The organism is Mycetocola sp. BIGb0189 (assembly GCF_024810155.1).
In the GTDB taxonomy this organism is placed as follows: domain Bacteria; phylum Actinomycetota; class Actinomycetes; order Actinomycetales; family Microbacteriaceae; genus Mycetocola; species Mycetocola lacteus.
In genome coordinates this window covers 64,574-85,041 of sequence record NZ_JANUED010000002.1, presented here as the reverse complement: position 1 = coordinate 85,041, position 20,468 = coordinate 64,574, and the positions used below count along the sequence as shown (strand labels likewise).

Annotated in this window: 21 protein-coding genes; 4 read left to right on the top strand and 17 right to left on the bottom strand. The window is 65.6% G+C overall.

Translation table 11 applies throughout. From position 1 onward, the window contains the following. Nucleotides 1-36: 36 nt before the first annotated feature. From M2390_RS02850 to M2390_RS02815, 8 genes are all read right to left on the bottom strand, one after another. On the bottom strand, nt 37-621 hold the full coding sequence (locus M2390_RS02850; protein WP_030148397.1) for a 50S ribosomal protein L25/general stress protein Ctc: 585 nt from the start codon (nt 619-621) through the stop codon (nt 37-39). 247 nt (nt 622-868) lie between these two features. After that, nucleotides 869-2,239, bottom strand: a complete 1,371-nt coding sequence (locus M2390_RS02845; protein WP_259176921.1) for a mannitol dehydrogenase family protein — start codon at nt 2,237-2,239, stop codon at nt 869-871. Next, nucleotides 2,232-3,095 (bottom strand): sugar phosphate isomerase/epimerase, encoded by an 864-nt coding sequence (locus M2390_RS02840; RefSeq protein ID WP_259176920.1) that lies wholly within the window; start codon nt 3,093-3,095, stop codon nt 2,232-2,234. The genes M2390_RS02845 and M2390_RS02840 overlap by 8 nt, the downstream gene beginning before the upstream one ends. Further along, nucleotides 3,092-4,258 (bottom strand): Gfo/Idh/MocA family protein, encoded by a 1,167-nt coding sequence (locus M2390_RS02835; RefSeq protein WP_259176919.1) that lies wholly within the window; start codon nt 4,256-4,258, stop codon nt 3,092-3,094. The genes M2390_RS02840 and M2390_RS02835 overlap by 4 nt, the downstream gene beginning before the upstream one ends. Continuing rightward, the gene (locus tag M2390_RS02830; protein ID WP_259176917.1) at nt 4,255-5,103 is read right to left on the bottom strand and encodes a sugar phosphate isomerase/epimerase; all 849 of its coding nucleotides are present in this window, start codon (nt 5,101-5,103) and stop codon (nt 4,255-4,257) included. The genes M2390_RS02835 and M2390_RS02830 overlap by 4 nt, the downstream gene beginning before the upstream one ends. Then, nucleotides 5,103-6,029, bottom strand: coding sequence for a carbohydrate ABC transporter permease (locus M2390_RS02825; protein ID WP_245991809.1), 927 nt, complete (start codon nt 6,027-6,029; stop codon nt 5,103-5,105). The genes M2390_RS02830 and M2390_RS02825 overlap by 1 nt, the downstream gene beginning before the upstream one ends. Continuing rightward, a complete protein-coding gene (locus M2390_RS02820; protein WP_259176915.1) occupies nt 6,016-7,065 on the bottom strand; it encodes a carbohydrate ABC transporter permease in 1,050 nt (349 codons plus the stop codon). The genes M2390_RS02825 and M2390_RS02820 overlap by 14 nt, the downstream gene beginning before the upstream one ends. Nucleotides 7,066-7,085: 20 nt before the next feature. Continuing rightward, entirely contained in the window at nt 7,086-8,438 is a 1,353-nt protein-coding gene (locus M2390_RS02815) for an extracellular solute-binding protein (RefSeq protein ID WP_259176914.1), read from the bottom strand. 121 nt (nt 8,439-8,559) lie between these two features. Here M2390_RS02815 and M2390_RS02810 point away from each other — a divergent pair, with 121 nt between their 5' ends. From M2390_RS02810 to gndA, 3 genes are all read left to right on the top strand, one after another. After that, the gene (locus M2390_RS02810; protein WP_259176912.1) at nt 8,560-9,582 is read left to right on the top strand and encodes a LacI family DNA-binding transcriptional regulator; all 1,023 of its coding nucleotides are present in this window, start codon (nt 8,560-8,562) and stop codon (nt 9,580-9,582) included. 61 nt (nt 9,583-9,643) lie between these two features. Then, the gene (uxaC, locus tag M2390_RS02805; protein WP_259176911.1) at nt 9,644-11,056 is read left to right on the top strand and encodes a glucuronate isomerase; all 1,413 of its coding nucleotides are present in this window, start codon (nt 9,644-9,646) and stop codon (nt 11,054-11,056) included. A 313-nt stretch (nt 11,057-11,369) separates the two neighbouring features. Next, nucleotides 11,370-12,821 carry an NADP-dependent phosphogluconate dehydrogenase gene (gndA, locus tag M2390_RS02800; protein WP_030148387.1) on the top strand — a complete coding sequence of 484 codons (1,452 nt, stop codon included), beginning with the start codon at nt 11,370-11,372 and terminating at the stop codon, nt 12,819-12,821. A gap of 106 nt (nt 12,822-12,927) precedes the next feature. On the opposite strand, the gene M2390_RS02795 is transcribed toward gndA, so the two are convergent. From M2390_RS02795 to M2390_RS02760, 8 genes are all read right to left on the bottom strand, one after another. Continuing rightward, nucleotides 12,928-13,140, bottom strand: coding sequence for a hypothetical protein (locus M2390_RS02795; protein WP_259176907.1), 213 nt, complete (start codon nt 13,138-13,140; stop codon nt 12,928-12,930). A 937-nt stretch (nt 13,141-14,077) separates the two neighbouring features. Further along, complete coding sequence (locus tag M2390_RS02790) at nt 14,078-14,284, bottom strand: hypothetical protein (protein WP_187977692.1); 207 nt, start codon at nt 14,282-14,284, stop codon at nt 14,078-14,080. 26 nt (nt 14,285-14,310) lie between these two features. Next, complete coding sequence (locus M2390_RS02785; protein ID WP_259176898.1) at nt 14,311-15,024, bottom strand: hypothetical protein; 714 nt, start codon at nt 15,022-15,024, stop codon at nt 14,311-14,313. A 180-nt stretch (nt 15,025-15,204) separates the two neighbouring features. Further along, entirely contained in the window at nt 15,205-15,897 is a 693-nt protein-coding gene (locus M2390_RS02780; RefSeq protein WP_259176896.1) for a GntR family transcriptional regulator, read from the bottom strand. Between the two features lie 154 nt (nt 15,898-16,051). Then, a complete protein-coding gene (gene manD / locus M2390_RS02775) occupies nt 16,052-17,290 on the bottom strand; it encodes a D-mannonate dehydratase ManD (protein WP_121687172.1) in 1,239 nt (412 codons plus the stop codon). A gap of 159 nt (nt 17,291-17,449) precedes the next feature. Then, nucleotides 17,450-17,722 carry a glutaredoxin domain-containing protein gene (locus tag M2390_RS02770; protein ID WP_259176892.1) on the bottom strand — a complete coding sequence of 91 codons (273 nt, stop codon included), beginning with the start codon at nt 17,720-17,722 and terminating at the stop codon, nt 17,450-17,452. A 41-nt stretch (nt 17,723-17,763) separates the two neighbouring features. Next, nucleotides 17,764-18,324 (bottom strand): hypothetical protein, encoded by a 561-nt coding sequence (locus M2390_RS02765; protein ID WP_259176890.1) that lies wholly within the window; start codon nt 18,322-18,324, stop codon nt 17,764-17,766. Nucleotides 18,325-18,382: 58 nt separating this feature from the next. Then, entirely contained in the window at nt 18,383-19,009 is a 627-nt protein-coding gene (locus M2390_RS02760; RefSeq protein ID WP_259176888.1) for a TetR/AcrR family transcriptional regulator, read from the bottom strand. Between the two features lie 92 nt (nt 19,010-19,101). On the opposite strand from M2390_RS02760, the gene M2390_RS02755 reads away from it, so the two are divergent. Continuing rightward, nucleotides 19,102-19,374: a hypothetical protein gene (locus M2390_RS02755; protein ID WP_259176887.1), complete on the top strand. Its 273-nt coding sequence runs from the start codon at nt 19,102-19,104 to the stop codon at nt 19,372-19,374. 84 nt (nt 19,375-19,458) lie between these two features. Here the strand turns inward: M2390_RS02755 and M2390_RS02750 are convergent, their stop codons facing one another. Then, nucleotides 19,459-20,436 carry a ribose-phosphate diphosphokinase gene (locus M2390_RS02750; RefSeq protein ID WP_259176886.1) on the bottom strand — a complete coding sequence of 326 codons (978 nt, stop codon included), beginning with the start codon at nt 20,434-20,436 and terminating at the stop codon, nt 19,459-19,461. Nucleotides 20,437-20,468 lie beyond the last annotated feature (32 nt).

Genomic DNA, 20,468 nt, shown 5'->3' with positions numbered 1-20,468 from the left:
ACCAGGGAGAACGGGGCGCGCAGGTAAGCGCGAGAATTACTCGGCGGCAGCCTCGGTGGCCTCGTCCTCGGCGGGAGCGGCCGGAGCGGCGGCAACCTGGACGATCAGCAGGTCTGCGTCGTCAACGAGCTCGGCACCCTCGGGCAGAACGACGTCCTTGGCGTGGACGTGCTGTCCCTCCTCGGCACCGGCGATCGAAACCACAACGTTGGCGGGGATGTTGGTTGCGGCAACCAGCAGACGCAGGGTGTTGGTCTCAACGTTTGCCAGGGTGCCCGGAGCCGAGTCGCCCTCAACGTGAACGGGGATCTCAACCTCGACCTTTTCACCCTTCACAACAACCGCCAGGTCGATGTGCTCGATGATACGCAGAACCGGGTCCTTCTGAACCTCGCGCACGAGAACGAGCTCCTCGGTGCCCTCGATGTTCAGGTTGATCAGGGCGTTGGTGTGACGCACGATCAGGCCGGTGGCGTGGGTGGGCAGCGACACGTGCTTGGGCTCGGTGCCGTGACCGTAGATGACGGCGGGGATCTTGCCGGCGGCGCGCAGCTTGCGGGCGGCACCCTTACCGAAAGAGGTACGCAGTTCGGCGTCCAGGTTTACGCTGTTGTCAGCCATAATTACTCCTTGATGTGGCGGGCCTCGGGGACCCGGATGGTTTCAACTCGAACGCATATCAGCGTGAGGAAAAGCCGAGGCCTTGCCCACCGCGTCGATAACGGCTTATCCCGAAGGACAGCCCTCGCCGAAGTTCAGCGCTTAGTCTAACCGAGTTTTCCCGGCGAGTGTAAATCGTCGGACCCGAGACGGCGACGGCCGCACCAGCCGGGAGGGATGGTGCGGCCGCTTTGCGGTTCGGGACCGGTCAGGATTCGATCGCTTGCAGCCCCAAAACCTCCCGTAGATCCGGGGCCAGAATCCCCAGTACGTCCTCGACGCCCAGGCTTCCCACCTCGATCCCCGCACCCAGCGGAGCGGACTCGGCATCCGGGGTGTCCGCGCGGCGCAGATAGGCGATCCACTCCTCCACGATCGGGATCGCGCTGGTGCCCAGGTCAAGACCCGCGGCGCGGCGCGCTCGCACCACGTCAAAAATCCGCGGCGGCAGCTTATGGGCACCGCCCAGGGCAATCTGGGCCAGGTGGTGTTGGATCCGCGGGTTGGCGAAGCGCTCACGCAGTGCGGCCCGGGCCGCGTCGATCTCGGGCCCGCCCTGCGGCAGCACCTCGGCGGCCTCGGCCCACAGGGTCTCCAGGCGTTCGGCGAGTTCGGGATCGGCGAAGGCGGCGTCCACGGTCCGGTGACCGCGCGCCAGTCCCGCATAGGCCAGCAGCGAGTGTCCGGCGTTGAGGAGCCAGAGTTTGCGCCGCTCATGGGGCTCGATCTCGTTGACAAAACGCACGCCGGCGTGTTCCCAGGCGGGACGACCGGCCGGGAAGTCCCCGGCGATGATCCACTCGGCAAACGGCTCGGTCACGATGACCGCGGCGTCTGCGAGTCCCGTGTGCTCGGCCACCTCACGGCGATCGGCATCGGTGGTGGCCGGGGTGATTCGATCCACCATTGAGGACACAAACGAGACGTTATCCCGGATCCACGCGGCGAGGGCCGGGTCCACACGGGTGGCCAGATCCAGCACCACCGCGCGAGTCACGGCACCGTTGTCGGCGAGGTTGTCGCAGCTGAGGATTGCGATCGGCCCGGCATCCGCGTCGCGGCGGGCACGCAGCCCGTCCACGATCCGGCCCGGCGCGCTCACGCAGCCCCGGTCGGATTCCGGTTTACCCGTGGCCCGCAGAAACTCGATATCGGCCGCCACATCGGGATCGGTCAGATTCAGCGTCCCGTCGGGGCCGCGCCGGTACCCGGCCTCGGTGATCGTCAGGCTGAGGATCGCGGTGTCCGGATCGGCCAACCGCGCACGCCAGCGCGCGCCGTCATTACCGTCGCTGGCCCGGACAATCGACTCGACCCGCTCAAACGTGTCCCCCGACGCCGCCCGCACCACCAGCGTAAACACGCCATCCTGGGCCGCCAGAATCTCTGCCTGCGCGGGTGAGCGTCCGGTGAAGGACTCGATCCCCCAGTCCCCCGGATTTTCGCGCTGCACCAGCTCGGTGTACCAGGCCTGGTGGGCACGGTGGAACGCGCCAAGGCCCAGGTGGGCGATCCGGGTGCGGGGGTGCGGCCGGGTCCGGGTGGGTACCCGGTCCCCGGCCGCGGCGGAGCTAGTCACGCGAACCCGCCTGCGCGGCCTCGACCAGGCCGCGCACGTAGGCGAGGTTTTCGGCGGTGCGCTGCTCGAGCGGGACCTCGGTGGAGAAGTCCTCCAGGGTGATCCAGCCGTCATAGCCGAATGCCACCAGATCACGCACGTAACCGGCGAGGTCCGCCTGCCCGGCGCGCAGGGTGGTCCACTCGTGACGCCAGATGTGGGTGCCGTCCTGCTCCACGTGATCCACCACCCACCGGGCGTTCTTGATGTGCACGTGTGCCAGGTACTCCCCGAGCAGCTGGAAGCCGGCCAGGTGGTTCTCGAAGCCCTCGTTGACCAGGTTTCCCACGTCGTGGATCACGCCGACAAACTGCGGGTTCAGCCCCTCGACCAGGCGGCGCGCGGCCGAGGCCGACGGGGTGATGGTCTCGTGGTGCAGCTCAACCAGCGCCTTGACACCGTGCTTTTCGGCCACCGCCACGATGTATTCCAGGTTGGTGCGGGCCTGGGCAAACAGGTCCGCATAGTTGCGTCCATCCACCCGCGGCATCGCGATGCGCACCTGGGTTGCGCCGACGGCGGCGGTGGCGGCGAGCATCCGCTCGGCATCCACCCGGTTTTCCAGCTGGGCATACCCGCCGATGCCGGAGAACTCCAGGTGATTCGCGGTGGTGATCTCGCGGATCTGAACGAGGTGGTCCTCAAGCCCGGTCATCGGCCAGGTCGCGCGGTTTCCGGCCCAGAATCCGGGCGGGGTGGCCTCGTCCTGGTCGGTGATGCGCCACTCGATGCCGTCCCAGCCCTGGGCGGCCAGGGTCTGGGCGGCCTCGGCCGGGGTCCAGTCGGGGGTCGAGGCGGTGAATACCGAATACTTCATGATGCACGTCCCGTCGTCAGGGTGAGGTCGTCATATTTTCCGGCGAGCACGTCGGCGAACAGCACCGCGGTGCCCAGGGTCGCCGAGGCGTACATCGCGTGCACGAGTGCGAGCGAGTGGGTCGCGTCGCGGGCGGTGATGCCCGGGTCACGGCCATCCCGCAGCGCGGCGGCGATGTCGTCATACTGCCGGGTGTGGGCGGCGAGGAAGTCGCCGTCCTCCCGCGGGGAGGTGGAGAGCTGGCCGGCGTCGATGACCTCGGCTGCCTGGTTCGCGGTGCCCACCGCGCTCAACCCGGTTCCGGGAATCAGGTCGGCGCCGCCGGCCGCGTGGAAGTACTCCAGGCGGTCGTTGTCGATCACCGCGGAGCCGCGCGAGCCGAGCACCTGCAGGCGGGTGTTCAGGCCCGGGTAGGCGGCGGTGGTGCAGTGGATCACGCCGAGGGCACCGGATTCGAAGGCGACCGTGGCCACCGCGATGTCCTCAACCTCGATCCGCTCGTGGGCGAGCAGCGCGGTGCGGGCGTAGATCTCCACCGGGGTGCCGAGGGTCCAGCGCAGCAGGTCCACGGTGTGCACACCCTGGTTCATCACCGCGCCGCCGCCGTCGAGTTCCCAGGTGCCGCGCCAGTTACCGCTGTCGTAGTAGTCCTGTCCGCGCCACCAGGCCACGGTGGCCGAGCCCGAGGTGACCCGCCCAAAGCGGCCCGCATCGATGGCCTGCTTGACCAGCACGCTGGCCGGATCGAAGCGGTGCTGGGAGATGACGCTGACGATCAGCCCGCGCTCGGCGGCCTCATCGGCCAGGTCGGCGATGCGGCGAGCGCGCACCAGGTCCACGTCGATCGGCTTCTCGATCACCACGTGCACGCCGGCGGCGAGTGCTTCGCGCGCCGCGTCTACGTGCAGACCGCTGGGGGTCGTGATGACCACCAGGTCGATGTCTCCGGCCTCAAGCGCCTCGGTCAGGGTCGCGAAGGTGCGCGGACGCTCCACCGGATACTCGGTGGGCAGCAGGTCGGCGAGGGTGGTGAGGGCTTCGGGGAAGACATCCACCAGCGCGCTCACGGTGAAGGCCTCGTGGGCCGCCAGGACGCGGGCGTGGTGGGTGCCGATCACGCCGCAGCCGATGATGACGGCACGGGTGGGTGTTGCGGTGGTCATTTGAGTGTTACTCCCAGTTCATCGGTGAGGCCCCTAAAGGCACGGGCTGCACGCCCGAAGGCGGCGGCCCCGGAGAATCCGCCGGTGGCGAATGCATCGGACAGGTGCGGTTCGAGCGAGGCGAAGCCGGCAAACCCGTCGGATGCCAGGGCACCGAGGGTTTCGCGCAGCTGGCCGTCGCCCTCGCCCGCGGCAACCACCGAGTGGTCGCTCGCGAGGGCGTCCTTTACCTGCAGGTATTCCAGGTAGGGGCGCAGGTCCTCGAATCCGTCATCGAAGGGCACCGCTCCCACCTGTACATAGTTGGCGTTGTCCCAGGCCACGCGGAGCGCCGGCGAGTTCACCGAGGTGATCAGGTCGAGCACCCGGGCGGGGGTGTCGCCATAGATGTCCTTCTCGTTCTCGTGCAGCAGCACGATCCCCGCGGCCTGGGCGATCTCGGCAAAGCGCGTCAGTCGTTCGATCACGGGTTCGCGGATCGAGTCCACGTCCACGCCCTCGCCGTAATAGAAGGAGAAGATGCGGATGTAGCGGCTGTTCAGCACCTTGGCGGCGTTGATGGCGCGGTCCAGGCGTGCCAGCTCGGCGTCGAAGTCCGAGGTGATATCCACCTTGCCCAGCGGCGAGGCGATGGCCGAGACCCCCATCTCCTGTTCGGCGAGCAGCGCACGCAGCTCCTCCAGTCGGGCATCGTCAAGCTCCACGATGTTGATGCCCCAGGCGCTGCGGACCTCGATGTGCTGGGCACCGAGCGCCTGCAGCACGGCGATCTGAATGCGGGGATCCTCATGGATCTCGTCCCCGAACCCGGACAGGGTCCAGGTGGGGGTGAATGATGCGGTCATTACTTAACTCCTCCTGCGGTGAGGCCACCAACAAGGTAGCGCTGGAAAATAAGGTAGAGAACAACAACGGGCACCGCACACACCAGCGCGGCGGCCATCATCTGGCCATAAACCGGGACGGCACCGCCCTCCTGGGTGGCCCCAAAAATCTGCAGCGAGACGGCCACGGTTCGAGACTCCGGGCGTGTCATCACCGAGGCGAAGAGCACGTCGTTCCAGCCCAGCAAGAACGCGAAGATACCCGAGACGACGATGCCCGGCCAGCTCAGCGGCACGATGATCCGGGTGAGGATCTTGAAGGGCGAGGCACCGTCCAGGCGCGCCGCCTCCTCAAGCTCACGCGGCAGGCCACGCAGGTAGGTCACCATGACCCAGGTCGAGAACGGCAGCGCAAAGGTCAGGTAGGTGAGGAACAGGCCCCAGCGGGTACCGATGATCTGCACGCCCAGCGTGCTCGCCGCACTGGAGAAGAGTACAAACACGGGCAGCAGGAGCAGGGTTCCGGGGATCGACTGCAGCGCGAGCAGACCACGCAGCACCAGCAGGCGGCCGCGGAAGGCATAGCGCACCAGCACATAGGCGGTGGAGACCGAGAGTCCGGCGCAGACGATCGCGACGCCGCCGGCCACCAGCACGCTGTTCACCAGTCCGGTGCCGAGGTCCACCGTGGTCCAGATCTTCGAGTAGTTCTCGAAGGTCAACTCGGTGGGCCAGAACGCCCCGCGGGCCACGGCCAGGTCGGAGTTGATCGAGGCAAAGAAGATGTAGAGCACCGGCACCATCGAGAACACCAGCAGCGCGGCCAGGATCACGATCAGCAGGGGTTTGGGGAGCAGCCGGTGGATCTGCGCCTGGCGGGCACCCTCCTTGGCGCTGGCGCGGTGCGGGGTCACGCGTACGGGGGCGATCGTGTTACTTGCGGACACGGGAACCACCATCCTCTCCGGTGTCGAGCTTCACTGCTCGCAGGTAGATAAAGAGCGGAATCGCGATCAGGATCAGCGAGATCACGGCCATCGCGGCCGACAGTCCGAACCGGAAGTTCTGGAAGCCGGTGATGTAGGTGAGCACGGGCAGGACGTTGACATCCGCCGGTGCGGGGATTCCAAACAGCACAAACGGGAGAGTGAAGTTATTCACCGAGTGCAGGAAGGAGATGATCAGCGCGAGGGTGATCGGACCCTTGAGGTAGGGCAGGATGACATAGCGCAGCTTGGTCCACCAGCCGGCGCCGTCCAGGGCCGATGCCTCGTGTACCTCGGAGTCCACCGACTGCAGACCCGAGAGCACGAGCAGGTAGATGAAGGGCCAGGATGCCCAGATCTGCACAAACACCAGCGCCCAGTAGGACTGCGGGCCGTTGAGCCAGAGGCCCCCGTCGATGCCGAAGTTCTTGAGCATCGCGTTGCCCACCCCGTCGGGCTGGAGCATGGTGCGCCACACGGTACCCACCACGAAGGTCGGCAGCACGTAGGGCACCAGGAACAGCGAGCGGACCAGGCCCCGACCACGGAAGCGGTTCTGGGTGGCCAGGGCCGCGGCGACACCGATCGGCAGGCAGATCAGGGTCACCAGGACCGCGTAGCCCACGCTGATACCGATCGACTGGATCAGCGTGGACTTGGTCAGCGCCTCCACATAGTTGGAGATGCCGATAAACGGTGCGCTGATCCACTGCCGCAGCGTGTACTGGTCGAGATCCATCAGGGAGATCACCAGTCCCAGCACCAGCGGGACCAGGATCACCACCACCATCAGGATGCCGCCGGGGGCGAGCATCCAGAGCGGGCGATCACGCTCGCCGATCTTCCGGGCCCGACGCGGGCGGCCCGTGGGAGGCGAGGAGGGGGCGGGATGCCCGCCCCGGCGCGCGGCAGTGCGCGCCGGGGTGGCATCGGCGCTCGCGGCGGCGTTGGCCGCGAGCGCATCGGCGCGGGTGCGCGCCTCGGGGGTGGTAACCATGAGAAATCTCTTCCGGTGTCTTACTTCGCGCGATCCAGAGCAGACTGAGCCTTTTCCTGCTCGGTCTTCAGGGCGGAGATGATCTGATCGGTGCTCACCGATCCGGCGTTCAGCGAGGGGATGGCCTGAACCACGACGTTGGTCATGCCCAGCTGAACATCACCCCAGGCACCACTGAACGGGGTACCAACGGAGAGCTTGGATGCTTCAACGATCGGGGCGAGCTGTGCGTTGTCCTTTTCCAGGGCCGCGGCGGCCTCGGAGTTGGTGGGCATCTCGCCGAAGGTGTCGTAGTAGACCTTCTGTTCCTCGGCGGTGGTCAGCATCTCGATCAGGGCGAAGGAGAGGTCCTTGTTCTTGGAGTAGTCGGCAACCACGAAGTTGGATCCGCTGAGGATCGAGGCGGCTTCCTTGCCGTCGGAGGGACGCTTGGTCTCCCCCGGCGGAACGGTCGGCATGACCGCGTAGGCGTACTTGCCGGCCACGGCCGAAGCTTCCAGGGTGTTGATCGAGGTTGCGGTGACCATCGGCATGAACGCGGCCTTACCGTCGGCGAACGAGGCGAGGGCCTGGCTGGCCTTCCAGCCGATCGCGGCCGGGTTGACCACCTTGTCCTGGGTCAGCCAGCCGAAGTAGGTCTCATAGGCCTTGATCGTGACCGGGTCATCCAGGCGCACCTTCTTGCCGTCGATAATCGGGTTACCGGCCTGGGTCGACATCGCCCAGATGAACTTCCACGGGTCGAAGTTGTCGCCGTAGGCGATGCTCAGACCATACACGTCGTCGTGGGTCAGTTTCTTTGCCTGCTCGAGCAGTCCGTCCCAGGTGTCGGCGGGCTTGTCGATGCCGGCGGCGGCAAGCATCTCGGTGTTGTAGGCCATCACAAACGGACGGCTTCGGGCGGGAATCCCCACCTCGTTGTCCTTGTCCGGTCCGGAAATCCCCAGGCTGGCCTCGGTGAAGCGGTCGCGCCCGCCGACCTTCTTCCAGTCGTCGTCGCTGAGCTTGACGAAGGCACCGGTGGCATAGGCGGTCGGGGTGAACGTGGTACCCAGCGAGTAGATGTCCGGGCCCTGGCCCGAGACCACCGAGGTCTGGATCTTGGTCAGCTCATCGTTGGCGCTGGCGAAGGTTTCGAACTTCACCTCGGCACCGGTCTTGGCCTTGAACTTTTCGCTCACATCGGCGAACCACTTCTGCTGTTCCTCCGGGTAGAGCGTGTTGGCGTCGGTCAGAACGTTCAGGGTCTTGCCCTTTCCGTCCAGCGCGCCGGCGCCATCGCCGGGTGCGTCACCGCCGCTCGCGCAACCGGCGAGAGTGATCGCGCCGGCCGCCAGTAGCGCCGTGGTCAGGGCGAATTTCTTCTTCATCATCCGAGCTCCTCCTTGAGTGGGTGAAACCGTGGCTCAAAACCCCGGTGCACCGACTCTAGACAAAACGACAAACTTTCAGCAACCGTTTGCCAAAAATTGCCAAGTGTGGTTTTCTCTGGATATGAGTAATGACCCGGTGTCGCCGTCAACCAGGCCCGCGACGATTCACGACGTGGCCCGCGAAAGCGGATTTGCTGCCTCGACCGTTTCGCGCGCGCTCTCCAATCCGGGCCGAGTAAATGCCCAGACCAGGGAGAAGATCGTGGCGATTGCCCGGGCCCTCAACTACACCCCGAACACCCAGGCGCGCGCCCTCACCTCGGGACAGACCGGCTCGATCGCGGTGCTGGTCTCGGACATCACCAACCCGTTTTACTTTGGGCTGATCCGTGGCACACAGCAGCAACTCAAGGCGGCAAACTACCTCCAGATGCTCGTGGACACCGCCGAGTCCAGCGACTCCGAGGCCGCGACCATCGACTCGCTGCGCCGCTCGGCCGACGGGGCGATCCTCACCGCATCCCGGCTCTCCGACCAGCAGCTGCTCACGCTGGCCGAACGGATGCCGCTGGTCGCGATCAACCGTCATGTGCCCGGGATTCCCGCGGTCATCATCGACACCCCGTTCGGGATCGATCAGGCCCTCGACCACCTCGCCTCCCTCGGGCACCGCCGGATCACCTACGTGTCCGGACCCGATATGTCCTGGTCCAATGAGCGCCGTTGGCAGCGCCTGGAAAAGACCGCACAGAAGCTCGGCGTGCACCCCGTACGCACCCGCGAATACGCCCCGAGCATGGCCTCGGGAGCGGCGGCAGCGGAGGCGATGATCAACAGCGAATCCACCGCGTGCGTGGTGTTCAACGACCTGATCGCGATCGGGATGCTCGAGCGGTTCCGCGAGCGCGGCGTCCGGGTCCCCGAGGACATCAGCGTGGTCGGCTGCGATGACATCTTCGGGGCCGACTTCTGCAATCCCCCGCTCACCACCCTCACCGCGCCGATCGAGCGCGCGGGCCGGATGGCCGTTTCGATGCTGCTGTCCCGGCTCGAAGCCGGTGCGGACGCTCCGCCGCCCCCGCCGATGCTGCTGCCCACCCACCTGACCGTGCGCAAGTCCACCGGCCCCGCCCGGGAGCATTAGCCACCCACAGTTTTGCACCACCGCGTTACCGACCCCAGCCAATGAAGACAGGGAGACACCCGTGACTCAGCTCACCCCACACCCCGATCGTCTGCTTCCGGCAGACCCCACCACACTCGCGATTGCCCGGCGGCTTTATGGGGAGGTGGCGGGTGCGCCGATCCTCTCCCCACACGGGCATGTGGATGCGACCCTGCTGCTGGAAAACGCGGCGTTCCGGGATCCCGCCGAGCTGCTGATCACCCCGGACCACTACGTCACCCGGCTGCTGCACGCCCACGGTGTTGCCCTGGGCGATCTGGGACTGGCCGACCGCGGCGTGGCCTCCACCGCGAGCGGATCGGATATCTGGCGCAGGTTCTGCAGCCACTGGCACCACTTCGCCGGAACCCCGGTGCGCTACTGGTTTGAAACCGAGCTGCACGACGTGTTTGGGATCACCGAGGTCCCCTCCGCGGACACCGCGGACTCGATCTATGCGCAGATCGCCGCCAAGCTGGCGCAGCCCGGATGGCGGCCGCGGGCACTGTTTGAGCGCTTCAACATCGAGGTCCTGGCCACCACCGACGATCCCGCCGACTCGCTGGATGCCCACCGCGCCCTGGCCGAGGATCCCACCTTCCACGGGCGCGTGCTGCCGACCTTCCGCGCCGACCGCTACATGGACCCCTCGGCCCCGGCCTGGCGCGGCGCCCTCACCGCGATCGCCGAGGCCGCCGATATCGACACCGGAACCTATGCGGGCCTGATCGCCGCGCTGCGGAACCGTCGTGCACACTTCATCAACCACGGCGCCACGGCCACCGACACCGGCGTGCTTGAACCCACCGCCGAGCCGCTCCCCCTCGCCGAGGCCGAACGCATCCACGCCGCCGCCCTGGCCGGAACCGCGACCGAGGCCGACGCCGTCGCCTACCGCCGCAACATGCTCTACCGCTATGCCGAGATGGCGGCCGAGGATGGGCTGGTCATGCAGCTGCACCCCGGCGTGATCCGCGGGCACCACACGCCGACCCTGGAACGCTTCGGCCCCGACACCGGACACGACCTCCCCGACCAGGGCTCGTTCACCCGACCCCTGCGCCGCATGCTCCAGGATTTCGGAACCAACGACACCTTCCGCCTGGTGCTGTTCACAGTGGATGAGACGGTTTTCTCGCGGGAAATCGGCCCGCTTGCCGGGTTCTATCCCTCGGTTTATGCGGGGGCGCCGTGGTGGTTCATCGACACCCCGGCGGCGATCGCCCGCTACCGGTCGGCCGTGACCGACAGCGCCGGCTTCGCCAAGACCTCGGGGTTCATCGACGACACCCGCGCGTTCTGCTCGATCCCCGCCCGCCACGACATGTCCCGCCGCGCGGATGCCGCATTCCTCGCCGGGCTGGTGGCCACCCATCAGCTGGGCGAGGATGAGGCGGCGGTGCTGATTCGGGATCTCACGGACCGCATCCCGCGCGAGGTCTTCCGTCTCTAGATCGAACAGTCCACACCGGGGGTCCCGCGCGAGGTTTTCCGTCTCTCGACAGGACCTCAACCTGGCCGATTCGGGCGCACCGGTGTGCGCATCCGATTCCGCGGTGGGCGGACAACACCGTGCGGATCCCCGGTATTCCGGGGGTCCGCACGGTCGCCCACAGCACTGAACAAAGGTGCATGGGCAAAACCGTTTCCGGGCATGTGAGGTTTGCTAAGTTGATCACAACCCATGCTCGGAGCCGCGCGTTTCTGCGTCTCTTCCAGGCATGTCCAGCGCATCCCCTTTCCATAATCCCCGAATTGGAGTAACCATGACGGAAGCAGCACAGGCAAACATTGGCGTGATCGGAATGGCGGTCATGGGCAGCAACCTCGCCCGTAACCTGGCGAGCCGCGAGGGTAACACCGTCGCAATTTTCAACCGCTCGCCCGAGCGCACCCGCGGTGTTGTCGAGGCACACCCGGAGGCCGGCTTTGTGGCCAGCGAGACCATCGATGAGTTTGTGGCTTCGCTGCAGAAGCCGCGCACCGCGATCATCATGGTGCAGGCCGGTGCCGGCACCGATGCCGTAATCAACCAGCTGACCGAGCGCTTCGAGCCCGGCGACATCATCGTGGACGGCGGCAACGCCCTCTATACCGACACCATCCGCCGCGAAAAGGCCGTAAGCCCGACCGGCATCCACTTTGTGGGTGCGGGTATCTCCGGTGGCGAGGAGGGCGCACTCAAGGGCCCGTCGATCATGCCCGGTGGAACCGCCGAGGCCTATGAGACCCTGGGTCCGATCCTCTCCTCGATCGCCGCGGTCGCCGAGGGTGAGCCCTGCGTGACCCACGTGGGTACCGACGGTGCCGGCCACTTCGTGAAGATGATCCACAACGGTATCGAGTACGCCGACATGCAGCTCATCGCCGAGGCCTACGACCTGCTGCGCTACAACGCGGGTCTGACCCCGGCCGAGATAGCCGACGTGTTCACCGAGTGGAACAAGGGTGAGCTGGAGAGCTACCTGATCGAGATCACCGCCGAGGTTCTGCGCCAGGTGGATGCCAAGACCGGCCAGCCGCTGGTTGACGTGATCCTGGACCAGGCGGGTTCCAAGGGCACCGGCGTGTGGACCGTACAGAACGCACTGGCCCTGGGTGTCCCGGTTTCGGGTATCGCCGAGGCCGTGTTTGCACGTTCGCTCTCCTCGCACCCCGAGCAGCGCGAAGCTGCCGCAGGTCTGCCGGGTCCGGCAAACCCGGTGGCCGTGACCGACCGCGACGCCTTCATCGAGGACGTCCGCCAGGCACTCTACGCCTCGAAGATCGTCGCCTACTCGCAGGGCTTCGACGCGATCCGCGCCGGTGCCGCCGAGTACAACTGGAACATCGACCTGGGTGCCGTCTCGCGCATCTGGCGTGGTGGCTGCATCATCCGCGCCCAGTTCCTCAACCGCATCGCCGACGCGTACGCCGAGCAGCCGAACCTGGCCGCCCTGCTGACCGCACCGTACTTCTCGGACGCGATCACCGCGGGTCAGGAGGCCTGGCGTCGGGTTGTGGTTTCGGCCACCCAGACCGGCATCCCCGCCCCGGCGTTCTCCTCCTCGCTGGCCTACTACGACGGTCTGCGCGCCAAGCGCCTGCCGGCCGCCGTGGTCCAGGGCCAGCGCGACTTCTTCGGTGCTCACACCTATAAGCGTGTCGACATCGAGGGAACCTTCCACACCCTGTGGTCGGGAGACCGTACCGAGATCAGCGCCACCGACTCGCACTAGTTCCGGTTCTCATCACCCTCATCTGCCGGTTCCAGGTTACGGAACTGGCAAACGGGTAATCTCGCGGCCTCGCCCCATCGGGCGGGGCCGCGTTTTAGTTCCGAATTCAACGGCCCTTCCAGCCGACCCGTTGCAAACCATGACGCTCCCGTAGCCCGCGCCACCGGAAGAGCAGCATGTCGGCCAGGAAGGCCGCAAACGGCTCGTCTCGTTCTCTCCGGTACCGCTCGCGGAGTTCTTCGATGCTGGCCTCCTCGTACGGGAGCTCATCGTCAATGATTGACGTGTCCAGATCTTCCCGAATCTCGTTCTCTGCCATTGTGGCCTCTCTTTCTCAGGGGAATGGAGTGGTGGAGGCACCGCCTATTCGATGAACCGGTACGGAATCAAGGAGGTAGGCGAGCGCATCCAGGTATGGCCGCAACGCTACGCGCAAGGCTCGGTCATGAACAGTGCGTGAGTGACCCGACATGAGCAAGACGCCGCATATCCGATAGGGAGAACGGATGGGGACCCAGAGATCCGGCCCAGAATATCGGACGGGGTTATAACCTCCGACGGGGTCAGGGTCCACGCCTTCCTCGTTTTCTCGCGTGATTTCAGCGATCCACTCAACGGGGTCGGCCCCGGCAAGCGGCGGTTGGGGTGTTTGCTGGTTCGGCAGCGGTACCCCAGACCAGGCCTGCGCCACAAACCCGTTCGTCACCGGGTCAAGGACATACAGGACAGTTCGGGTTTTCACATCGGCGTGAAGCGTGTGCGTCCACATTGAGTCCGCTGTAGCCCGCAACTCGCGCAGGATCCGACGCGCATGTGGATCCGGTTCGAGACGTGTCAGAGTGGTTGCCACACGAATGATTCGACTCATGAACTGTAAGACGTGATCACCACCGACCCACGTCGAATATGCCCGTCCAACGTCAAAGTATGCATGTGCACCACGCACAAGCATCGGGCAGATTCCGATGACAAGGAGCAGAATCCCGAACGAAAGCCCCGCGGGGCGGGCAGGCAAGGTCGAGAGGAACATGCCCCCAAACAGCATCGCCAGGCTCGTTACCACATCGGCAAACGGGGACAGCAAAAATCGCACCGCTCTGCTTCCCCAACGCACTTCGCGATTCACTCGATTCACCTCCGAGTTATATCTTTCGCTTCGTCTAGCCGGCCACGGTCCTGATCGTTGAAACTGTGGAAACTTCGATGCGAGGAGTGCGCTGTGGAGGATGCTCGGGCTGCCTTCCGCGGTTCGCGCGCTACCGAAGCTGACTGGGGTGAATCCCATGGCGCTTGCGGAGTCCACGCCAACGCAGATGGAGAATATCCAGCGCAATGGCGCGCATGCCCGCGGCAACCTGACGCTCAATAGCCTCGCTAAAGTCCCGTGCCGTGTCATGGTCGGCCCAGTATGGTTCCCGTGCCGGCGTCTGCGGTTCGGGCTGCTGCTCGTAGATGTTACTCATGATCTTCCTCCCGTGTTCTTCCTGCTTTAGATTGATCGATGCTCCGCGGCGACGATCGCAAATTCGATGGCTTCCGCGTATGGCATCAACGCTACGTGGAATTCTTTTGAGTGATCGTTCGCCGTAACCCCCATGATGCGCAGAGCACCGAGAACGCGGTCGGGGGCGCGGAGAGGGATGACCAGTTCGGAGTCTCGCCGGTGCCGTGATCTCACGACGCCTTCCGTGTTCTCCCGCGTGATCTCGCCGATCCAGCCCAGCGGGGAGAGCCCCCGCACGCGCATCGGCGGCAGCCGTGCACCGGAAATTCCGGCACCGACACCCACCTGCGGTTTCCAGAATTGCCCATCCTCGCTGAGGACATAGAGGACGATGCCCACTCGTGAGTCCCCGCGGAATCGCGTACGCCACAGCCTGAAAACGGTGTCTTCGAGGTAATTCTTTCCGAGTCGTGATCGAGTCGCGGGCGAAATCACAACCAGCTCGGTGGCCAGGCGAACCGTACTGCGGAGCAGCGTCAGGGTATCGCCCGTCTGTGCCGTCGCAATGCGAAACAGGTTGCCTTCGACTGAGGGCTGGAACCCGCGTACCAGCAGCGGGCACACACCGATCGCGATCAGCATGCCACCGAGGAACAGAAAAACAGGTTCCCCACGAGCGGTGGAGATGCTCATTCCACCAAAGAGAAGGGCGACGCAGGTCAGCGCCTCGGCAAACGGCGACAGCAGAAAGCGCAGCACTGCCCCTCGCACGTTGCCCGCCCTCTGTGTCATCACTCATCACCCCCATTCACAATCCTCTGCGACAGAAGAGCTGGGCGGTGAGAACACCATAATCTGTGGAGAACGTGGTCTACACGCACCTATGTGGAGGAGGGTTCTTACCCACGAAATATGGCGAGAACACCGGACGAATGCCCCTTATCGCCGAGCGGGACCCACCGGCTCGAAGTACTCGGGGTGACTGCGTTCCAGGCCGTCGAGGTCGATCAGGACGAAGCGCAGGTGGGAGCGCAGTTCGGCGGCGGCACCGGGAATGCTGCCGGATTCGAGGGCATCGACGATGCGCTCGTGATCGCGGATGTATTCGGCAACCGATCGGAATCCGGTCAGTCCGTGATAGCGCACGCGGTCGAGGTGTCCCTTGGCCCCGGCGACGGTTGCCCAGGCGGTTTCGTGCCCGGGGATACCCAGGAGAGCACGGTGAAACTCCTCATCCAGCGGGTAGAAGTCCTCGGGGTCCTCGACCTCGCGCTGCCGGGCGATGATGTCGCGAAGCCGCGCGATCTGGGCCTCCCCCACGCGATCACGGCAGGCCTCGAGCGAGGCCAGCTCGATGGCCTCGCGGATGAACTGCGCCTGGCGCACCACGGCCGAGTCGATCCGGGCCACGTAGGTCCCGCTCTGCGGGCGCACCTCGACGAGCCCCTCCTGGGCGACCAGCAGCAGCGCCTCACGCACTGGTTGTCGGCTGACACCGAGCTCGCCGGCCAGATCGGCCTCGCTCAGCCCGGTGCCCGGGGCATAGGTCCCGCGGATCACCCGCTCGCGGATCTCGGTATAGGCGATCGACCGCGCGGACGCACGTGGTGCCGAAGCGGAGGAGGAAGTCATGGCTCAATCCTAGGCCGGAGGGCTCGGGATGCCGTGCGGCATCCCGAGCCCTCGGATGTACAACGATGTTCGATTAGCGGGTGTACCCGGCGCAAACCCACACCCGCCAATCGAATCCTGATCCCACACGATGCGTCATCGTGCGGGTAGCTTCCTACCAGTCGTGAACGGTGCCGTCGGCCAGACGGTTGTAGGGCAGGTACGCCTGCTCGTACGGGTACTTGCCCGCCTCGTCCTTGTTGAGCTCGACACCCAGACCCGGCTTGTTGCCCGGGTGCAGGAATCCGTTCTCCCAGGTGAAGGACTGCTCGAAGACCTGGTCGGTCTTGGCCCCGTGCTTCATGTACTCCTGGATACCGAAGTTGTGGATTGCCAGTCCCAGGTGCATGGCCGCGGCCATACCCACCGGGGAAATGTCGGTCGGTCCGTGCATACCGGACTTGATCTGGTACTGCGCCGCGTACTCCAGGATCTTCTTCAGGTGCGAGATACCACCGGTGTGGGTCACTGCCGAGCGCACGTAGTCGATGAGCTGCTCGCGGATGATCTGCTGGTAGTCCCACTGAGTGTTGAAAATCTCACCGATGGCCAGCGGGGTGGTGGTGTGCTGACGGACCAGGCGCAGCGCCTCCTGGTTCTCGGCCGGGGTGCAGTCCTCAAGCCAGAACAGGTCGTAGGGCTCGAGGCTCTTGCCCAGCTTGGCGGCCTGGATCGGGGTCATCCGGTGGTGGCCGTCGTGCAGCAGCGGTAGCTCGGGACCGAACTCGTTCCGCACGGCCTCGAACACGGTGGGTACGTGGCGCAGGTAGGCACGGGTGTCCCAGTCCTCCTCGGCCGGGTAGGCACCGCGCTGGGCGGGCTCGTGGTCGTAGCGCACGCCGGTGTTGGCGTCGAAGGTGTCGTTGGAGGCGATGCCGTAGATCGACTTCAGGCCGGGAACACCGGTCTGCACGCGGATCGCCCGGTAGCCCTGCTCCTGGTGCGAACGGATGCTGTCAAACAGCTCCGGCATGGTCTTGCCCGAGGCGTGACCGTAGGCGAGCAGGCCGTTACGCGAGGCACCACCCAGCAGCTGGTAGAGGGGCATGCCGGCGGCCTTGGCCTTGATGTCCCAGAGCGCCACGTCCACGGCGGCAATCGCGGCCATGGTGACCGGTCCACGGCGCCAGTAGGCCCCGCGGTAGAGGAACTGCCACATGTCCTCGATGCGGTGCGCGTCGGCACCGATCAGCAGCGGCACCACGTGCTCCTGCAGGTAGGCAACCACGGCCAGTTCGCGACCGTTCAGGGTGGCGTCACCCAGGCCGGTGATTCCGTCTTCGGTGGTGATCTTCAGCGTGACAAAGTTCCGGTCGGGACTGGTGACGATGATTTCGGCACTGGCGATACGCATGCGCGGTCAACTCCTTTGATGATGCGACGGGTCGGTCATTCCGCCCACAAGAAAACTACCATACCAGTTGAGCAATTGCGACCCGTGAAATACAAAACGACGCATGTTTCACCAGGGAAGCATGCGCCGTTAGGAGGCCGCTGGTATGGCAGATGTGCGCTAGAGGACACCCAGCTCGGTGAGCTTGGCCTCCAGATCACGGTCGCTCGGCTCAACCTGATGCGACCCATCCGGGAATACCACCACCGGAATCTGGGTGCGGCCGGAGATCGCCTGAGCGCGCTCGGCACCGTTCTCATCGGCCACCAGATCCACATAGGTATAGGCCACACCACGGGCATCCAGCAGGGCCTTAGAGCGCACACAGTCACGGCACCAGTCGGCACCATACATGGTGATCTGAGGGTCGTTTGCGATTACATCGTTTGTCATGAGCCCACCCTACGCCCGCTTCGCAACCTCCGCCAGGGCACTCAGGGAGCGGTCGCCACCGCAGCATCGGGTCTTCCCACCCGGATCTGAGGATCAACGGGCGGCAGATCAAAGATTTTTCCGCTGGGGATAAAACCTCGGCGCAGGAAATACGCGGTGAGTGCGGGTTGGGGAGTCACGATCACCAGTTCGCGAGCCTCCCCGCGCACCGAGCTTCGTAGTATTCGGTCCAGCTCCGCGAGCATCGCCGCGGTCACGTCGCATCGAGCGCGAACGGGATCCACCCAAAACGCCCCCAGGCGCACCCGCCCCCCACCCGCGACTCCGCTGCTCACCGCGGATTCCAGGGTCCGGCCCCCGCAGCTGCTCCGTACGTGCGCCGCGGCCACCAGAGTGCCCTCCACCTCCCCCAGGAGCACCCACTGATTCTCGGACCTAATCCAGCGCGCGGCCAGCGAAAGGTCCGTCGGCCGCGACGAGGACATCCCCACCTCGCTCGCCCACCCCGCGCGACTGGGCGCCCCGCGAAACACGCGGGCGGCCAGCGCCACAACCCTGGGCGCATCCGCGGCTACCGCGAATCGGAACCGAATCTCGCTCACATCCATTCACGCTACGCGCGTGCGCCGGCGCGATGGAGCGCGCCCATCAAACGTGTCGCTAATCGCTCGCGAGGAGGGCGCGTGCGGCGCCGGTTACCTGCACCACGAGCTCCGCCCGGCGGTGCCGGTCACGGCCGAACCGATCGGCCGCCGTTTCGGGGTCATCCTGAGTCCCCTCACTCCCACCGAGCACCAGGCGATTCATCTGCGGCATGGTCCACCAGGCGGCGGCGAGCATGATGATGCTCAGGAGCAGCTGGGCCACCTGGGGTCGCGATACACCGGGCAAGGCCACGGACAGGGTATCCACCTTGGCCACACAGTTTGCCAGCCGGGTGTGTCCACCCATCCGAGCGGCGGGACGTTCCAGTCCCTCCCAGGCCAGCAATCGGGGCAGGTGCGGGCTCTGATGGAAGCGATCAAAAAAGGCTCCGGCATACTCCCCCACGGCCTCGGCTCCGACGCCGGATACGTGCACCTGCCCCACGAAGGTTTCTAACTCGCGCGAAAGCACGGTCTCAAACAGCGCCTCCTTGTTGCCGAAGTAACTGTAGATACGTTCCTTATTCACCCCGGCCGCCCGCGCAATGGCGTCGATCCGGGTGCCCGCCAAACCAGACTCGCTAAAGCATGCCGTCGCGGCATCGAGCAGGAGCTTTTGAGTGCGTTCGGTATCCCAGGCCATGACCCCAGTCTAGCAATTCCAACTAAACAGTTGCAGATGCTCGATTGAGGCGCTACTCTCGGATCTGCAACCAAACAGTTGGAGATTGATTAATGTCACAGAAACCACCCTCGACCCACGTCCGCGCACTGCTCACCTGGCTCGCCATCTTCCCCCTGGTCACCCTCGGCTCGTTCGCCCTCGAACCCCTCTCCGCGGGCTGGCCTCTGCCGTTGCGCACGCTGGTGTTGACCGCGGCCGTGGTTCCCCTGGCCGTTTATCTGGTGGTCCCCAGCCTGATGCGCGCGCGTGGAAGCCTGCTGTCTCGACGCGGCGGCGTGGTGCCCGCGGTCGCGGTCGTGCCTGCGGCGGAACTCGCGGATTAACCGGGCACAAACACAGCGACCACCACCACACGCACAAACGCCTCCCGCTCGATGAGCGGGAGGCGTTTGTGATGTGGCTAAAGGCTAGGCGGCACCATCGAACATCGAGGTAACCGAACCGTCCTCGAAGACCTCGTGGATCGCGCGCGCCAGCAGCGGCGCGATCGGGAGGATGGTGAGGGTGTCGAAGCGCTTGTGCTCGGGGATCGGCAGGGTGTCGGTCACCACGACCTCGTCCACGCAGGCCGACTGCAGGATCTCGCTCGCCGGGTCCGAGAACACGGCGTGGGTGGCGGCCACAATCACGCGGGTTGCACCGTTGTCCTTGAGGGCCTGAGCCGCCTTGACGATGGTTCCACCGGTGTCGATCATGTCGTCCACCAGGAGGCAGACTCGACCCTCGACGTTACCGACAATCTCGTGCACGGTGACCTGGTTGGCCACCAGCGGGTCGCGACGCTTGTGGATGATCGCCAGCGGCGCATCCAGCTGGTCACTCCACATGTCGGCCACGCGCACGCGGCCCATGTCCGGGGACACCACGGTCAGCTCGGTGCGGTCGAGGGAGGCACGGAAGTGCTCCAGCAGAACCGGCATCGCGAACAGGTGGTCCACCGGGCCGTCGAAGAAGCCCTGGATCTGCGAGGCGTGCAGGTCCACCGACATGATGCGGTTGGCACCGGCGGTCTTGAACAGGTCGGCGACGAGGCGAGCCGAGATCGGCTCACGGCCGCGACCCTTCTTGTCCTGACGTGCATAGGGGTAGAACGGGGCGACCACGGTGATCCGCTTGGCGGAGGCACGCTTGAGCGCGTCAACCATGATCAGCTGCTCCATCAGCCACTCGTTGATCGGAGCGGTGTGGGACTGGATGACAAATGCATCACAACCACGCACGCTCTCATCGAACCGCGCGTAGATCTCACCGTTGGCGAAGGTACGAGCGTCGGTCGGGACGAGCTCGGACCCGAGCGCCTCGGCTACTGCCTCAGCGAGCTCGGGGTGCGAGCGACCCGCGACCAGAACCAGACGCTTCTGACCATTCGTTTTAATGCCGGACACCACTCCTGCTTCCTGCCGGTCTTGACCGACGT

Coding starts and splice junctions, on each gene's coding strand:
- M2390_RS02850 (WP_030148397.1), bottom strand. CDS start 621: ATGGCTGACAACAGCGTAAACCTGGACGCCGAACTGCGTACCTCTTTC.
- M2390_RS02840 (WP_259176920.1), bottom strand. CDS start 3,095: ATGAAGTATTCGGTATTCACCGCCTCGACCCCCGACTGGACCCCGGCC.
- M2390_RS02835 (WP_259176919.1), bottom strand. CDS start 4,258: ATGACCACCGCAACACCCACCCGTGCCGTCATCATCGGCTGCGGCGTG.
- M2390_RS02830 (WP_259176917.1), bottom strand. CDS start 5,103: ATGACCGCATCATTCACCCCCACCTGGACCCTGTCCGGGTTCGGGGAC.
- M2390_RS02820 (WP_259176915.1), bottom strand. CDS start 7,065: ATGGTTACCACCCCCGAGGCGCGCACCCGCGCCGATGCGCTCGCGGCC.
- M2390_RS02815 (WP_259176914.1), bottom strand. CDS start 8,438: ATGATGAAGAAGAAATTCGCCCTGACCACGGCGCTACTGGCGGCCGGC.
- M2390_RS02810 (WP_259176912.1), top strand. CDS start 8,560: ATGAGTAATGACCCGGTGTCGCCGTCAACCAGGCCCGCGACGATTCAC.
- gndA (WP_030148387.1), top strand. CDS start 11,370: ATGACGGAAGCAGCACAGGCAAACATTGGCGTGATCGGAATGGCGGTC.
- M2390_RS02795 (WP_259176907.1), bottom strand. CDS start 13,140: ATGGCAGAGAACGAGATTCGGGAAGATCTGGACACGTCAATCATTGAC.
- M2390_RS02790 (WP_187977692.1), bottom strand. CDS start 14,284: ATGAGTAACATCTACGAGCAGCAGCCCGAACCGCAGACGCCGGCACGG.
- M2390_RS02780 (WP_259176896.1), bottom strand. CDS start 15,897: ATGACTTCCTCCTCCGCTTCGGCACCACGTGCGTCCGCGCGGTCGATC.
- manD (WP_121687172.1), bottom strand. CDS start 17,290: ATGCGTATCGCCAGTGCCGAAATCATCGTCACCAGTCCCGACCGGAAC.
- M2390_RS02770 (WP_259176892.1), bottom strand. CDS start 17,722: ATGACAAACGATGTAATCGCAAACGACCCTCAGATCACCATGTATGGT.
- M2390_RS02760 (WP_259176888.1), bottom strand. CDS start 19,009: ATGGCCTGGGATACCGAACGCACTCAAAAGCTCCTGCTCGATGCCGCG.
- M2390_RS02755 (WP_259176887.1), top strand. CDS start 19,102: ATGTCACAGAAACCACCCTCGACCCACGTCCGCGCACTGCTCACCTGG.